The 15,233-nt window shown below is 62.3% G+C and carries 11 protein-coding genes; 7 read left to right on the top strand and 4 right to left on the bottom strand.

Annotation, left to right across the window (positions count from 1 at the left end; all coding sequences use genetic code 11):
- Positions 1–21 precede the first annotated feature (21 nt).
- On the bottom strand, positions 22–1,080 hold the full coding sequence (locus QZZ02_RS03060) for a DUF2336 domain-containing protein (protein WP_291842249.1): 1,059 nt from the start codon (positions 1,078–1,080) through the stop codon (positions 22–24).
- Between the two features lie 95 nt (positions 1,081–1,175).
- On the opposite strand from QZZ02_RS03060, the gene egtB reads away from it, so the two are divergent.
- The 3 genes from egtB (at position 1,176) to QZZ02_RS03045 (ending at position 4,068) form a co-directional block, all read left to right on the top strand.
- Positions 1,176–2,453 carry an ergothioneine biosynthesis protein EgtB gene (gene egtB, locus QZZ02_RS03055; protein ID WP_291842247.1) on the top strand — a complete coding sequence of 426 codons (1,278 nt, stop codon included), beginning with the start codon at positions 1,176–1,178 and terminating at the stop codon, positions 2,451–2,453.
- Between the two features lie 68 nt (positions 2,454–2,521).
- Positions 2,522–3,289 (top strand): class II aldolase/adducin family protein, encoded by a 768-nt coding sequence (locus QZZ02_RS03050; protein ID WP_291842244.1) that lies wholly within the window; start codon positions 2,522–2,524, stop codon positions 3,287–3,289.
- A gap of 23 nt (positions 3,290–3,312) precedes the next feature.
- Positions 3,313–4,068 carry a hypothetical protein gene (locus QZZ02_RS03045; protein ID WP_291842242.1) on the top strand — a complete coding sequence of 252 codons (756 nt, stop codon included), beginning with the start codon at positions 3,313–3,315 and terminating at the stop codon, positions 4,066–4,068.
- Between the two features lie 6 nt (positions 4,069–4,074).
- Here QZZ02_RS03045 and QZZ02_RS03040 read toward each other — a convergent pair whose 3' ends face one another.
- Positions 4,075–4,602, bottom strand: a complete 528-nt coding sequence (locus tag QZZ02_RS03040; protein WP_291842240.1) for a cytochrome c family protein — start codon at positions 4,600–4,602, stop codon at positions 4,075–4,077.
- Positions 4,603–4,828: 226 nt separating this feature from the next.
- Between QZZ02_RS03040 and QZZ02_RS03035 the strand changes: the two genes are divergently transcribed.
- From QZZ02_RS03035 to QZZ02_RS03025, 3 genes are read left to right on the top strand one after another with little or no spacing between them, the layout of a single operon-like run.
- A complete protein-coding gene (locus tag QZZ02_RS03035; protein WP_291842239.1) occupies positions 4,829–5,641 on the top strand; it encodes a sulfotransferase family protein in 813 nt (270 codons plus the stop codon).
- A gap of 2 nt (positions 5,642–5,643) precedes the next feature.
- Positions 5,644–7,074, top strand: coding sequence for a sulfotransferase family protein (locus tag QZZ02_RS03030; RefSeq protein WP_291842237.1), 1,431 nt, complete (start codon positions 5,644–5,646; stop codon positions 7,072–7,074).
- Positions 7,075–7,080: 6 nt separating this feature from the next.
- Positions 7,081–8,907, top strand: a complete 1,827-nt coding sequence (locus tag QZZ02_RS03025) for an ABC transporter ATP-binding protein (protein WP_291842235.1) — start codon at positions 7,081–7,083, stop codon at positions 8,905–8,907.
- Between the two features lie 52 nt (positions 8,908–8,959).
- On the opposite strand, the gene QZZ02_RS03020 is transcribed toward QZZ02_RS03025, so the two are convergent.
- Both QZZ02_RS03020 and QZZ02_RS03015 read right to left on the bottom strand, forming a co-directional pair.
- Positions 8,960–12,022, bottom strand: coding sequence for a TonB-dependent receptor (locus tag QZZ02_RS03020; RefSeq protein ID WP_291842233.1), 3,063 nt, complete (start codon positions 12,020–12,022; stop codon positions 8,960–8,962).
- A gap of 392 nt (positions 12,023–12,414) precedes the next feature.
- Complete coding sequence (locus QZZ02_RS03015) at positions 12,415–13,218, bottom strand: LytTR family DNA-binding domain-containing protein (protein ID WP_291842231.1); 804 nt, start codon at positions 13,216–13,218, stop codon at positions 12,415–12,417.
- A gap of 577 nt (positions 13,219–13,795) precedes the next feature.
- Between QZZ02_RS03015 and QZZ02_RS03010 the strand changes: the two genes are divergently transcribed.
- Positions 13,796–14,605, top strand: a complete 810-nt coding sequence (locus QZZ02_RS03010; RefSeq protein WP_291842230.1) for a LytTR family DNA-binding domain-containing protein — start codon at positions 13,796–13,798, stop codon at positions 14,603–14,605.
- The last annotated feature ends 628 nt before the right edge of the window (positions 14,606–15,233 follow it).

Raw genomic sequence — 15,233 nt, 5'->3', positions numbered from 1 at the left:
CCTGATGAAACAGGTTCTTATTCAAGCCCTCGTGCCCATCTGGCGCAAGACCTTCACCGCTTTTTCCGGACCATACATGCGGAACACATTGGCGGCGGCCGCCATGGCATCGCCCTCAAGGGCCTGGTGGATGCGGCCCGAGCGCTGCAATGCCTTGTGGATGATCGGATAGGCAGTGCGGTCCAGCTGCGCCGCCTGGCAGGCCATGGCGGCGGCGCGCACGCCATTCATCGCAAGGGCAATGCGCCATTGTGAGGCCTTGATCTCGCACAGCGATGCAATGGCGTGGTCGAACACGGCTTCCTTGCCGGCCTTCAGCGCATCCATCGCGAAACGCCCGTTCAGCTTGCCGTCCGCCTTGGCGTCCTGGACTTCGCGAGCGGCGGCCTTGTCGACATCTTCCGGTGTGGCGCCCAGCGCGGCTTCCACGGCGAGGCTTTCGACCTTGGTCTTGTCGAGCCCGAACCGGCGGTAAAGTTCCTCGCGCCAATTCTCCGGCAGCATGATGCAGAGCTGGGTCGCGTAGTCGGTCGAGAGGTCATGCCGCCGGGCGAGTGCTTCGCGAAGCTTGGGATGCTCGCGCGCCACATGTAGGCAGACTTCAAGTGTGTTCTCGGAGATTTCGGCGGTATCATTGTTGGCCAGGGCACGAAGCACGATGGCTTCGCCCGGCTTGGCCAGGGTATCTGTCACCGGCAGGCAGAGATTGGCGCGCATGGCGAGATGGCGGCGATGGTCAATCGAGCCGGACTCTGCCAGTTCAACCATGTCCTTCTGGGTCAGAAGGTCGCTTTTCTCGATAATGATGGCCGAAATCTCGATCTGGTCGAAGGCGAAGTGGCGGATCGCTGAATGAGGTGCCCAGTCGCAGCCTGCCAGCTTCTTGGCCATTGCAACCTTGGTGTCCAGATCCGACTTCGTGGACAGGGTGATCAAAAGGTCCCCGGCGATCGGTTCTGCCGATGGCGAAAGCGGTTGCGCGACGCACATTTCTGTCACGCTCAGCGCGAGCTGCTGGCGTTTGTCGGGATCGCGTACAGTCGCGAGAAGGTGGAGCGCGTCAGCTGGTTTTGCGGCCATGGTCTTGATTTGCGAACGGTTACATTGATCTTTATCGATGACACGGACGCCTTGAAAACTTCTTAATTCGGGCCGCGGCGAGAGGGGGGTCAGACATGGATGACATGAGACAGGTGTCATTGCTCACACGCTACACGGCCGTCCGGGATCGCACGCAATCCCTGGTCGCGGGCCTGAGTGCTGAGGACATGCTGGTCCAGACCATGCCTGACGTCAGTCCGACCAAATGGCACCTCGCTCACACGACCTGGTTCTGGGAAACCTTCCTGTTGCGGGAAAATCTTGAGGGATATCAGGAATTTTCACCTGAATTCAATTACCTGTTCAATTCCTATTATGACGGGATCGGAGAGCGCCATCCACGGCCTGAGCGCGGCTTTCTGAGCCGACCGAGCCTGTCGGAGGTGATGGATTATCGCGCCCATACCGATGCCGCGATGGCGCGTTTACTGGCCGTTGACCAAGATTCCAAGAATGCGCGGCTGGAGCCTTTGATCCAGCTCGGCCTGGCGCACGAGGAACAGCACCAGGAACTCATGTTGACGGACATCAAGCATGTGCTGTCGCGGCACCCGTTCGCACCGGCGGCCTACGCGGGCGGCGACGCCGGCGAGGCGGCGCCTGTCGGGGAGCCCGGCTGGGTCGGCTTCGATGGTGGAGAGGTCGCGATCGGTATCGAGGCGGGGGGATTTCATTTCGACAATGAAGGTCCGCCGCACAAGACGATCCTGACTCCTTATGCGCTTGCCGATCGCCTCGCGACCAATCGCGATTATGGCGATTTCATTGCTGACGGGGGATATACGACACCCTCGCTCTGGCTGTCGGATGGTTGGGCTCGGGTCCGATCCGAGGGCTGGAGCGCGCCACTGTATTGGCGTCGTAGCGAAACGAGGTGGGAAGAGTTCACCCTGCATGGCCAGCAGCCGGTCACCCCTGACGCGCCCGTCATTCATCTCAGCTATTATGAGGCGAGCGCGTTTGCCGAATGGAGCGGGGCGCGTTTGCCCGGTGAAGCGGAATGGGAGCATGCGGCGCGAAAATGCCGGGGAGCAGACGGCCGCTTCGCCCAGGCCGGCATATCGGCGCATCCATCAGCTGCGAGTCCGCCCGGATCAGGCCCGACCCGGCTTCGTCAGATGTTCGGCGATGCCTGGGAGTGGACGCGGTCCGACTATTGCGCTTATCCGCGCTACCGGCCGGCGGCGGGCGCTGTCGGCGAGTACAACGGCAAATTCATGAGCGGGCAGTATGTGCTGCGTGGCGGATCCTGTGCCACGGCGCCCGGACACGTACGGGCGAGCTATCGCAATTTCTTCCCGCCCGAGGCGCGCTGGCAGTTTTCCGGGGTGAGACTGGCGCGCGATATTTGACGGCGCGCGTCGCAGGTCCGATCCTGCGCGGAGTTGGCGATAACGATACAATCCATGGGGAGAACATCATGGACGATCAAGCAAGCATTTCGGTCAAGGACCAGGTTTCGGCCGAGGAATGGAAGGCGCGGTGCGATCTCGCAGCGCTTTACCGCCTCGTGCGCATGCATGGCTGGGACGATCTTTTCTTCACCCACATCTCGATGCGGGTGCCAGGGCCTGAAGAGCATTTCCTGCTGAACCCGTTTGGCCTGTTGTACGAGGATGTCACGGCGTCCAACCTGGTGAAGATCGATCTCGACGGCAATGTGCTGCCGCCGTCGCAATACGGGATCAACCCTGCCGGTTTCACGATCCACTCGGCCATCCATGCGGCCCGCCATGATGTTGCGGTGGCGCTGCACCTTCACTCCGATGCCGGCGTGGCCGTTGCGGCTCAAAGGGGCGGTCTGCGCCCGATCTCGCAACTGGCGATGAATGTCTTCAACGATGTAAGCTATCACGACTATGAGGGCATCGCGCTGGAAGCCGAGGAAAAGGAACGTCTCGTGGCCGATCTCGGCGACAAGAATCTCATGATCCTGCGCAACCACGGGACGTTGTCGGTTGGCGACCACCCGTTTAGCGCGTATATTCGCATCTATCTACTGGAGCGTGCCTGCAAGATCCAGGTCATGGCCCAGGCGGGTGGAGAGCTGATCGAATGGGACGAGAAGATGCAGGACCGCGTCTTCGGGCAATCCGGGGAGATCTCGTCCAACGAGTTCTTCAAGGAGATTGCCTGGGCTGCGGTGCTGGATCGGGTTCGTCGCGAAAGCCCCGGCTTCGACGTCTGATATCAATCGTCTGTCTGGCCGGCGTGTCGGGAGGTCTCCTGGCGCCGCCGGCCGGAGCAGGGGCTTGGCCGCAGCCGCGCGGTGAGGGTCTGCTGATTGTCACCTCGCTCATCGATCGGGCCGACACAGCTTATGACGCGGATCGCCGGCGCGCTGATGACGGATATTTTTACAAGGATGAAACGGCCGCCTATGTCGAATACGGGCTGACCGCGCGCGATACGCTGGTCGCCCGCATCGCCTGGCAGGATGTTCGACGCCAGCGCGGCCCCTCCCGTGACGCGGCGCAGGGATTGTCTGCCAGTGAGGTCGCCTGGCGTCGCCAGGTTTGGCGAAGCGGTCCGATGATCGCCTCCCTGCAGGCGACAGCCTTGATTCCCGGACGCGGCGAAAATGTTTCGAACCAGGCCTTCGGCTCCGGCGAAATGGCCGCTGAAATCCGCTCGCTTCTCGGACGAAGCGTGGGCGAGCGAGGCTTCGCCGAAGCCCAGGCCGCCTGGCGCTGGCGGGATGGCGATTATCTCGACGAAGCCCGATTCGATCTGACTGCCGGCTGGCGTTTGACCGATCGCTGGCAGGTTCTGGCGCAGAGCTTTTCGGTCTGGAGTGTCGAGTCTGACCGGCCTGGCGCCCGCAGTTTCGACCAGCACAAGGTGCAGCTTTCCGTGAGCCGTGAAATGGGCCGCCAGACCTGGCAGCTCGGTGCATCGCTCACGCCGAGCGGCCGCAATGCCATCGATCAGCGCGCCGTCTTCCTGTCGGTCTGGCGGCGATTTTGAGGTCGGCTATTCGCCGGCTGTCTCGACGGCGATGTAGGCGATGACATCACGCCGATCCTCGGCATCGCGCAGGCCGACAAAGCTCATGCGATTGCCGGGCACGAGCGCGCGGGGATTGGCGATCCAGGCGTCCAGCGTTTCAAGGTCCCAGACCAGGCCGGCCTCCGAGAGCTGGCTGGAGTAGGCAAACCGGTCGGCACTGGCCGCCGCGCCGCCGATCAAGCCGTGCAGGTTCGGCCCGACAGTGTGACGTCCCCCCGCGTTCAGCGTGTGGCAGGACTGACAACGCCGGAATTGCCGGGCGCCGTTCGTGAGGTCAGCCCCGGCATAGGCGCTTCCAAGACTGGCGAGGATGGCTTCGGCATCCGGGCTCATTTCCTGCGCGTTGGCAGCTTGGACGGATTCGACCGCGACCGCGGTGTTGGTGGCAGCAGGGCCCGTCGCGGAAGCGCCGGTATTTTCGGTCGGTGCCGGGTCGCCGCCGCAGGCGGCAAGCGCCAGGGCCGGGAAGATTGAGAGGAGGGCGCGTGACATTTTGGGATCCCCGATTGCATACACTCAGCCAGTTATAGCTCTGTGAGATTGCATCAACATGCGGCACGATGACACCAGGTTGCAAAGGCGGGTTGCATGTTCGGGCTTGAGCAGGACTTCGCAGCTTTTTCGCTTGTCTCGTGCAACGCAATCGCGAAGAAGTACTCCGGGGACCCAATAGAGGCATCGGGACAGGATGCATGACCGATCACGGCTGTCGGCCGTCATGATATGTGGAGCCGGGCATTCCGGCTCGACGCTGCTGGGCATGATACTCGGCAGTCATACCGATGCTTTCTACATGGGCGAAGGCGGCAAGGCGCGCTATCTCGGTGACGAGAAGAAGCCGCTGCGCAAGCGTGTCTGCAAGATCTGCGGCGAGGACTGTCCGGTCTGGACCGGCTTCGAGTGGGACGGCAGCGAGCCGCTCTATGCCCGGGTCGCCGACCATGTCGGCAAGTCCGTCATCATCGATTCCACGAAGGATGAAGACTGGATCGACACGCGTGCCGCCGAGGTTCGCAGCGGTGGAGGCACCCCCGTCCTGCTCTTGCTCGGTCGCGACGGCCGGGCGGTCGTCAATTCGCGTTTGCGCAAGTATCCCGATCGTGACCCGGGCGAGCAAATCCAGGCCTGGATCGACAAGATGGCGACGGCACAGGCGCTTTTCGACGCGTTCGACGGACCGAAAATGCGCATCCGGTATGAAGACCTCGCCGACAACAGTGCGGCGACGATCAAGGCGCTCTGTCACCTGATCGGGATCGACTACCAGCCTGCGATGGCAGACTTCAGCGCCGCGGAGCACCACGTGCTCGGCGGCAATAGCGGAACCCAGTTCATTGCTGCGCGCTCGCGCTTCGAGGATCCGGACGAGGCCTTTGTCAGCCTTGGTTCACGTACGCGCGATTACTACGAAAACCATTCCGGCGGAATCGAGCTCGATTTGCGCTGGAGGACTGAAATGAAGCCCGAACACCTCGCCCTGTTCGAGCAGATGGCTGCAACGGCCAATGCGCCGTTTCAGTGGGGGGAATGACGATGGCGAAAGTAGACCTGGTTTTCCGTCAGATCGACGAGCGCACGCGCGATGTCGCGCTCGCGCTGGCGATCGAGAACATCCAGCCGGACAATGTCCATGTGATTGATGATGTCCGGCCCTTTACGGAATGCGTCGCACAGATGCTTCGCATCGAGCATGACTGCGATTATGTCGTCTATGTCGATGCTGACTGCCTGATCCTCGAGAATATCCGGCCTTTCATCGACAATTGTGACGCGCCCTATGTGGATGCCTACGTGTCCGACCGTTTCCGTGGTCGGCTGCATTGCGGCGTGCATATCACCCGTATCGACCTGGTGCGGGCCATGGCGGCGATCGAACCGCCGGCCGATGACCTCAAATATGTGTTGCGTCCGGAGTCCCGCCTGCGCAACCTTGCCATGAAGCCGATGGGCTCGGCCAAGCAGTTCCGCAATTTCGATATCCTGCACGATCATTTCCAGTCCTATCACCACATCTTCATGAAATACGCGCTGCGCGAATTGCGCAGCCGGGTGAAGGTTCAGCGTCAGAGGCTGACCCGTTCGATGAAGAAATGGGTGACCACGGATGGCGATTTCTGCGACCTCACCATGGCCCGCCACGCAGTCGAATATGCCCGGCGCATGGTGCCGCAGACAGCGACGCCGGACGAGGTCCATGCCTTTATTGCCGACCTGCCCAAACATGCTGAAGCCGAGCTGGCGAAACTGGGGCTCGGCAAGGAGGCGCCCTTTGCGCGCGCTGATCTCGATGCCTGGCTCGACGCCAATTCTGATCGCGTCGCCTATGGCCAAAAGGCCGACAAGCCCAAGGTTTTCGGTCTCGGCCTGTCGCGGACCGCGACGCGCAGTCTGACCGCCGGCCTGCAGATGCTCGGCTTTGACTGTAACCATTACCCAATCGACGAGGATACCTATATCGAGATCGCCAATGCGCAGTACGACCTGACGCTGCTGCGCTATCATGATGGTCTTACCGACATCACGACGATCCCGATCTACCAGCAACTCGACAAGCAGTATCCGGGCTCGAAATTCATTCTCACCGTGCGTGACAAGGATAGCTGGCTCGGTTCTGTGTCGCGGCACTATTACAACCGGCCCGCCTTCAAGGATGTCGAGGATCCGGACGAGGAAGTTCATCTCCGGATGCGCCAATTCCTGCGAGCTGCGGTTTATGGCTGTTACAATTTCTGCCCGGACCGTTTCTCCTGGGTCTATGACCAGCATGTGCGCGATGTCATGGCCTTCTTCAAGGATCGCCCGGACGACCTCCTGATCATTGATATCTGCTCAGGCGAAGGGTTCGAGAAGCTCGCCCCCTTCCTCGATCGCCCCGTGCCGGCAGAGGCCTTCCCTCACAAGGGTGCCGTGTTGTCGCGCAAGATGGCTGAGGAAGCCGAGGCCCAGAAGGCGCGGGTTGCCTGATCCTTCATGGCAGACGCTGAGCCGGACAATGCAAACGAACCGGTCCCGCCCCTGCGGGACCGGATCTCGGCAGCCGGCCGGACGCTGGCCATCATTGCGCGGACGCGCCCCGGCCTGACGATCGGCATCGCGGCCCTGACCGTTCTGGCGGCCCTGCTGCCGCCGGCCGCTCTTTATGTTTCGAAATTGCTCATCGACGGCGTCGTTGCGGCAATCGGGTCAGGGCTCGAATCTGATCGCAATGCGGCGCTTCGATGGGTGGTGATTGAGGCCGGCCTGCTTGCCCTTCTCCTCGTGGTGCGCCGGGGACTGGTCTTCCAGAAGGCCCGGCTTCATGCCGAACTCGGCTTTGCGGTCGCCCGCCTGATCCTCGACAAGGCCAACCGGTTTGCCTTGGCACATATCGAGCATCCTCGGGTTCAGGAGATGCTGATCCACGCCAAGCAGTTTGCCGCAGCGCGTCCCTACGGCTTGATCGTGCGAGGTTTCGACGTCCTGCAGGCCGCTGTCACATTGGTGTCGATCACCGCCCTGCTGGCGGCCACGGCCCCCTGGTTGATCATTCTGATGCTGGTCGGCGGATTGCCGGCCTTCATCGGTAATCTCCGTTTCTCCGGCGACGCCTATCGTTTTTATACGGCCCGGTCGCCGCAGATGCGTGAGCGCAATTATCTCGAAAGCCTCGTGACCAATGAGGCGGCGGCCCGCGAGAGGCTTCATTACGGGCTGGGTGATCCTTTGCTCGGTCGTTTCTCCGACCTGTTTCACGACATGCATGATGGCGATCGCCGCCTTCAGGGCCGCCAGGCGGTCATCGGTTCGCTGCTCGGCATTGCCGGTTCAGCCATATTCCTCGGCGGCAAGCTGTGGATCGTCATCGTTACCATCGGCGGCCGATTCAGCCTTGGCGACATGACCATGCTGATCGGCCTGCTCAAACAGGGCCAGAACGCGGTCAACGCGCTGCTCGGAGCTTTCACGGGCAGTTTTGAGGATATCCTCTACGTGACCCGCCTGTTCGCGCTGCTCGACCTTGATGAGGGCCGGTCCGCCGGCACGGCGACGGCGGGGCCGGTGCCTGGCGACGGGTTGCGCTTTGATTCCGTCAGCTTTTCCTATCCGGGGACAGCCCGCCCGGCGCTGGACTGTATCAGCTTCCAGCTCACGCCCGGCATGCGGCTAGGCCTGGTCGGGGTGAACGGATCCGGCAAGACGACGCTGGTGAAACTGGCGGCCGGCCTGTACCGCCCGGATTCAGGCCGCGTGATGCTCGACGGGCTCGACCTTGCTGCCTGGGAGCCGGGCGCCTTGTCGAGGCGGATCGGGGTAATGTTCCAGCCGCATGTCAACTACAAGCTCTCGGTCCGTGACAATGTCGAGTCCGGTGTCGGTATGGCGACCCTGTCACCGGATGCGATGGAGCGGGCGCTGGCCGCAGGCCTGGCCCGTGAACTCGTCGATGAGCTCGACAATGGCACCGAGACCCGGCTCTCGAAACGCTTCGCTGAAGGTGTCGAGCTTTCTGGAGGGCAATGGCAGCGACTGGCCATGGCACGGGCCCATGCCAACGAAGCCGCCGATATTCTCATTCTCGACGAGCCGACGGCGGCCCTCGATGCCGAGGCAGAGGCGGCCTTCATGGCCCGGCCACGCGTTCCCGGTCGATCACTGATCCTGATCAGCCATCGCCTGTCCAATCTCCGCACGGCCGACCAGATCATCATGCTCGAGGGCGGGCGCATCATCGAGGCGGGCACTCACGAAGCGCTGATCGGGCAGGGGGGAGGCTATGCCGAACTCTTCGCCTTGCAGGCCGACCCCTACCGGACATGAAAACGGCCCGCGTCAATGACGCGGGCCGTCCCCCTCATGCATCGAATGCGGCCTAGAAGCGCTTCGACACGTTGATGAAGAAGCGACGACCAATCTGGTCATACCCGCCACCCGACGGCACATTGCGCGAAGTCAGGCTGCCGAGGCCGACGCCCTGGGCGCTGAGATCCTCGTCGATCTGCGGCGGATCTTCATTGGCGACGTTCTGGATACCCATCGTTACGCGCCAGCTTTCCTGGGAAAGCGACACCGAGATGTCGTGATACTGGGCGGACGGAACATCAAACTGCGCCGAGGTGCCGGTGCCGATGAAGTTCGGGTTCTCCGTGACATTGACTTCGCCGATCCAGCGCGCCCGGTGGAAGAAGGTGAGATCACCCCAATCCGTCGACGTGAAAAGCCGGTTGGTGAAGGTGCCACGCCACTCCGGATTGCCGAGCGTATTCAGCGACTCGTTCACATTGGTCACACCACCCAGCGTGATCGTCGTGGTGATGTCGGTCGACTGGGTCAGCGCCGCATCCGAGGTCAGCGTGAAACTTTGACCAAAGGCGGTGAAGTCCTTGTTGAAGCGGATATTGTAATCCAGGCCTTCCGACGTGTTTGAAGACACGTTGAACGGCGTGGTGTCCACTTCGACCAGGTATTGCGTGTTCGGGTCACGCACGCGGCGCGTACAGAACGGATCGTTCGGGAAATTGCCCGAGCGATAGCAATTGCCGAGGATCTGCCCGGCGGTCGGAACGAGGATCGAGTCGGTGACCTCGATCTCGAAATAGTTCACGCCGAAGGTCAGGTCGAAGGCGTCCGTGAAGGGCTGCTCGATCACGAAGCCCAGCGAGATCGCCTCGGAGGTTTCCGGATCAAGACCCGGATTGCCGGAGCGGAAGGCTTCGAAGCCCGATGTCCCGGTCACGCCGAGATTGCGCGGATCGACGCCTTCAGCCGTACAATTGTCCAGCACGATCTGGGGACGACCGTCCAGATCGCCGATACCGTCGCCATTGCTGTCCGGCCCGGGCGAGTAAATCGGCAGGTTGGTGACCGGATCGGTCGCCACTGCGGTCGCCGGAACGCCGCAGGGATCGTTGACGAAGCCGACAAAGCCGGACTGGCCGCCAAGGAAGAGTTCACGCAGGTTGGGTGCGCGGAAGGACGTACCAGCCGTGCCGCGCAGGGTCAGGAAGTCGACCGGAACCCAGCGCATGCGAGCGCTCCAGGTGGAGTTCTGGCCATAGAATTCATGGTCAACCAGGCGAGCCGCCGCCTCGAACGTGACTTCACGCGCGAAGGGACGATCCTGGATGATCGGTGCCACGACCTCGCCGTAGACCTCGAACAGTTCCACAGAGCCGGCGGATGACCGGTCCTTGAAGAAGTTGAGACCAAGGCCGCGCTCGGCGACTTCGCCCGAACGCGAATCGAGCGACTGTTCGCGCCATTCCGAACCCAGCACAACAGAGACTTCGCCATCCAGCAGCTCAAAGAGCGGGCCGGTCACGAAACCGCCGAGAATGCGCTCATCGACAAAGGTTGTGATCTCGCGCTGGCCACGCAGCCAGTCAATGCCAGCCTGGCCTTCGTCGAACGCCGAGTCAGCGCCGTACAGGCCCTCGGACCAGAAGTTGATTGGCACACAGGTTTCAGGCGTGCGCGACTGGAAGAAGCCGTCCGGAGTGGGAACGCCACAGACCGGCAGGCCGCTTGTCGGGTCGATCGTTGCCGACGCCGACAGGTTGAGATTCTCTTCCAGTGTCACCGTACGCGAGGAATAGCCCATGGAGCGCGTGTAGCCGGCGAAGACTTCATAGTCCCAGCTCGGTGCGCCCATGAAACCCAGATCGCCCTGCAGACCGTTGTAGGTCCGCCACTGTTCAAGCTCAACCGAGGCCTCATTGTCCCACGGCGCCATCAGCAGGATGGAGCCCCGTGCGCCAAACGGATTGAACGGGTTGTCGGCGTTGAAGTCGACCGTGAACTGGGCCGGACCGCCATTGAAGAAGGTCTGGCGGTTGGAGAAGGAGGTCTCGGTGAAGAAGTTTGAACCCGGGAGCCAGTCGTCCAGGTCATAGGTTGCGCTCAGGAAGAAGACGGAACGCTCGAACTCCGGGGACTCATACGTGTTGACGACGCGGGAATTGTTCAGCGCCTGGTCCGAGAAGCCACCGGCGAGCGGGCCGCGGCCATTGACGAAACCGGCCACGCCGATATCCGAGTCGGCTGCCGAGGTGCCCGGAGCCCCGTAGAACAGGGCGAAGCTTGGCAGAAGAATGCCGAGGCCGGACTGGAAGGCGTGGCCGGTGCCGCAGGTTTCCGTCGTCGTGCCATCACCATTGTCGATGATGTCGAAGGAGCAATACTGCCCGCCATCGCGGGACATCCAGTCGCGCTGGGTGCCGGTCAGTTCTTCATTGCGGACGAGTTCTGCGGCGAAGACGAAGCTGGCGCGGCCTTCGCTGCCGCCGACCAGGAAGTTCGCGCTCGACTGCGAGCCACCACTGTCTTCCGGGATCGTCGTGAAGGCTTCGACCTGGAGGCCTTCGAACTCGGTACGCAGGATGATGTTGGTCACGCCGGCCACGGCGTCCGAACCATAAACCGACGAGGCGCCGTCAAGCAGGATGTCGACACGCTGGATCATCGAGGACGGGATCAGCGAGACGTCCGGGAAGGAGGGTGCACCTTCAACACCGGCGGGCGCAAAGCGGCGACCATTGATCAGCACGAGCGTGCGGTCCGCAGCAAGGCCGCGCAGCGAGACGGCCTGGCCGCCCGGGCCGGCATTGCCGACAAATTGCGCGTTCGTCTGCAGGTCGAGCTGTGCGCCCTGGACGACAGAGGTCGAACGCAGGATTTCACCGACATCAATCAGACCCGCTTCCTGGATCGTGTCTTCATCGATCACCTGCAGCGGCGAGGTCGAGGTAAAGCTGTTGCGGCGGACGCGCGAGCCGGTGACCACGATGCGGTCTTCGTCTTCGCTCGTCTCCTCGTCGGTCGAGGTCACGCTCGCCGGTTGCTGCGCCATGGCAGGTGACACCAACAGACCGGCCGCGGCAAAGCCGGCCAGGATGGTGGATCGCAGGATTCGCGATTTGAACTCTTCGTCTCTCATTATATCCCCTCAGGAGTGACGGCCCCGGCAATTATCTGGAGCCATTTTGAGTTGGCCCGGTGGTCGGCGTCCTCGAGGAGGCAGCCGCCCAGGCAACGCCGCAGTGCGGACGCGTGGGGCGGATAGAGCGGAATGGGCTGAACACAGTGACAGGCCAATGTTGCCAGCCGCGGGCGGGTGTCGCGAACGGGGGGGCGAGCCCCGAATGACGGGAAAATGGCGACAAACGGGCCGTGGATCGCCCGGGGTGTAGCGTCCGGGCGTTGAGGGTTAAGCCCCTGCTGCCGGGGTTCGCCCCCGAGCGCCCGACATGGCAATCTCGTCAGGTTCCGGACAGGCGGGGTGAAGGCGGGGCTGGTAAGCTCGGCCCGGCGGCGGGTGCGCGCTTTGGTCTAGGCTTGGGCGCGCGCGGCCAGGCGTGGTGAGGTTTTGCTGGCCAGATAAGCCTCCAGAAGCTCAGCGCCGCGGGCGCTGACCGGGAAAGTGTGGCCCGTACGAAGCGAAACCCTGGCAATCCGACCGCGTTCACGGGCGCAGGATGCGATTTCCGGACCGCTGACCAGATGTGACCGGTGGATATGGATGAAGTCCATTTGGGTGAGCTGCACGACCAGTTCGGACAGCGTTGTGCGTTGAAGCCATTCGCGGTCGCTGGAAATGAAGGCGACGTAATTGCCTTGCGCGCTCACTGCGACGATGTCGCCGATATCGAGGATGTCTTCCTGGTTGCCGGCTCGCAGGACGATACGGTGACGGGTTGTCTGCGATGAATGGCTGCGTTGTCGGATCGAACGCGCGTAGGCGTCGCCAAGCAAAGCGGTCATGGCGATCATGACGGGGTCCCAGACCCAGTTCGCGAGGGGGATTTGCTCGAGCACGCGGGCGGGCGGGGCGCCCAGAAATGGCGCGTAGACAAAAATGATGTGCAGGTAGATCGCGAGAATGGCGAGGCCGGCGAGCAGGACCAGTTCGCTCAGTGCGATGGCGATTGGTGTGCCCATGAGCGCTTGGCGTGCCCGCGTGATCGCGACCGTCGGGAGAATGGCGAGCCAGGGGATCATGATCACAGCCTGGGCCTGGACGATTTCCACGATCGTGTGGTCGACGCCGAGCCGCGACATGTCGATCGTGGTAATGATCGTGAAGCCGATGAGCAGGCCGAGCCACGCACCTGTTGTGATGAACAGGATTTTCATCCACCGCGCCGGCGGGAGTGCGTCGCATGCATGCCACCACGATTGGATCATCTGGCCCTCACAGACCCTACGGATAGCGCCCGCGGAATGTGAACGGGTTTTCCGGGAGGTTACAGTCTGTACATCTCGCCTCTGCACATCGCGCCACAGGCATCCGGATAAAACGGCAGCCGGACAAAAAGTTGCGTGCGACACCGCTGGGACGTCGCACGCAAACAGTAGGGATAAGGGCTCGTGACTGCCCAAACGTGTCCGGGATCGAAGAAACCGGATGACACGCCGGACCAGGAGACCAGTCTGCCAGGCGGGTCGCCAGCGGATAGCAACCAGTGGCGGCAGCGCGCGACAAATCGCGTGATGTCTGTCGAGTGGCTGGGTTTTGTCGACGAATGGACCCGGTCATTCGCATCAGATTCCCGCCCGTTCGGCCCACCTCAGCCTGTGATAAACACGAAATCGCGTCATTCGCACCAGAAGCCGGCCGGTTTGTCATTCCGCTCGCCGGATCATCTTCCTTCCATCATCAATCACGAGATACCCTATCTAACCAATTGATTTGATTGATGGAGAAAATGTAATGCGGTGCGTGATCCTGGAAAGTCGCCCTCTTGCGCGGGCCCACATCGCCCGTGCGGTGCAGCGTCATTCCCAATTCCGGGTAGATCTTGCGACCGCTTCCATCCAGGCGCTGCCGGCCGCCTGCGAGAACGAGGAAGCCGATGTCCTGTTTCTTGATGCCGACCATCCCCGGCTCGAAACGGCTCTCGCGATGATCCGTGATCTGGGAAGTCGGGCGCCGGTGATTGTCATGATGAGCGATTTTCCCGAGCGGGCGATCGAGGCGTTCGATCGGGGCGCCAGCGATTTTCTCCTGCGCCCGATCGCGGTCGAGCGCTTGTCGGTCACCATGGATCGCCTGCGTCATGTTGTACAGGACCGCCGGGCCCAGGCCCGCGCGGATTTGCTGGAGGAAGCCCTTGCCGATCTGCGTCATCGGGCCGGTGCGACTGCCGCGACCGAAACCGGCCGCGATTTCTGGGTCTCGGGCCATGGCGCCCGCGTCCGTATTGGTCAGTCCGAGATTGTCTGGCTGGAGGCGGCACGCGGATATGTCTATTTCCACCTGCGGTCGCGCAAATTGCTTGAACGCATGACCATGAAGCAATTGGAGGCCCGCCTCGATCCGGTGCGCTTCCTGCGGCTGCACCGTTCTGCCATCGTCAATGTCGACGAGATTGCGGCTGCCTTGCGTGACCGCCACGGGCTTTTCGCGGTTGAACTCACCAATGGCGCACGGGTCCGGGTTGGTCGCAAGTATCGCGACGGGCTGGCCGAGCTTATGCAGAAAACCCAGGCGCAGCCGCGCCCGGATCACCAGGCTGCCTGACCGGAGCTGCCTGCCCGGCCCGTGATGTCGTCCGTGCTCAGGGCCTCATCCGATTCCTCCTCCGATTCCTCCTCCGATTCTGGGCCGCCGCCCTGCTGCTGGCCTGCCGTTTCGCGCTCGTCATGGCCGGACATCCATGATCACGCCGTATCCGGCACGCCGTGGGCCGGTTTTTGCTCTGCGATGCAGTCCGCAAAGCCAGGCAGGGCAGGGCTTGTCGGCAGGAACTGCAGCGCGTTGCAGATTCCCGCACATTCCTCGATTGACTTCAAAAAGCCCGGGCCCTAAACCTCGCCCTCCTCGCAGCGGGGGCCACGGAAAACGGGGCGCCGGCGACGAGGGGAGGGCGATCGCTCTTCAGGCTTTCCATAGGCGCATTTCATGTCAGGCGCCGGCGATGATTTCTCCGGAAAACAACGCTGGCCACGGCGCGCTGCAGAAACCCTGAGAAACGCGATTGACTTCGCAGATTGGGCGGCTTAAACACCGCCCTCCTTGGCCGGGGCGGCATTGATGTTTTGCCCTTTGGCTATCGGATTTGGCGGCCTTGTGCTGTTTGGGTCCGGCTCTTTGACATTGTTGTTATGGAAAGAGAAACGCAGGCGACGGTGCTCTGCGGTGGGTCAGA

This window comes from Maricaulis sp., assembly GCF_015665295.1.
GTDB lineage: Bacteria > Pseudomonadota > Alphaproteobacteria > Caulobacterales > Maricaulaceae > Maricaulis.
This window is presented reverse-complemented; position numbering and strand designations above follow the sequence as displayed.

Coding starts and splice junctions, on each gene's coding strand:
- QZZ02_RS03060 (WP_291842249.1), bottom strand. CDS start 1,080: ATGGCCGCAAAACCAGCTGACGCGCTCCACCTTCTCGCGACTGTACGC.
- egtB (WP_291842247.1), top strand. CDS start 1,176: ATGGATGACATGAGACAGGTGTCATTGCTCACACGCTACACGGCCGTC.
- QZZ02_RS03050 (WP_291842244.1), top strand. CDS start 2,522: ATGGACGATCAAGCAAGCATTTCGGTCAAGGACCAGGTTTCGGCCGAG.
- QZZ02_RS03040 (WP_291842240.1), bottom strand. CDS start 4,602: ATGTCACGCGCCCTCCTCTCAATCTTCCCGGCCCTGGCGCTTGCCGCC.
- QZZ02_RS03035 (WP_291842239.1), top strand. CDS start 4,829: ATGATATGTGGAGCCGGGCATTCCGGCTCGACGCTGCTGGGCATGATA.
- QZZ02_RS03030 (WP_291842237.1), top strand. CDS start 5,644: ATGGCGAAAGTAGACCTGGTTTTCCGTCAGATCGACGAGCGCACGCGC.
- QZZ02_RS03025 (WP_291842235.1), top strand. CDS start 7,081: ATGGCAGACGCTGAGCCGGACAATGCAAACGAACCGGTCCCGCCCCTG.
- QZZ02_RS03020 (WP_291842233.1), bottom strand. CDS start 12,022: ATGAGAGACGAAGAGTTCAAATCGCGAATCCTGCGATCCACCATCCTG.
- QZZ02_RS03015 (WP_291842231.1), bottom strand. CDS start 13,218: ATGAAAATCCTGTTCATCACAACAGGTGCGTGGCTCGGCCTGCTCATC.
- QZZ02_RS03010 (WP_291842230.1), top strand. CDS start 13,796: ATGCGGTGCGTGATCCTGGAAAGTCGCCCTCTTGCGCGGGCCCACATC.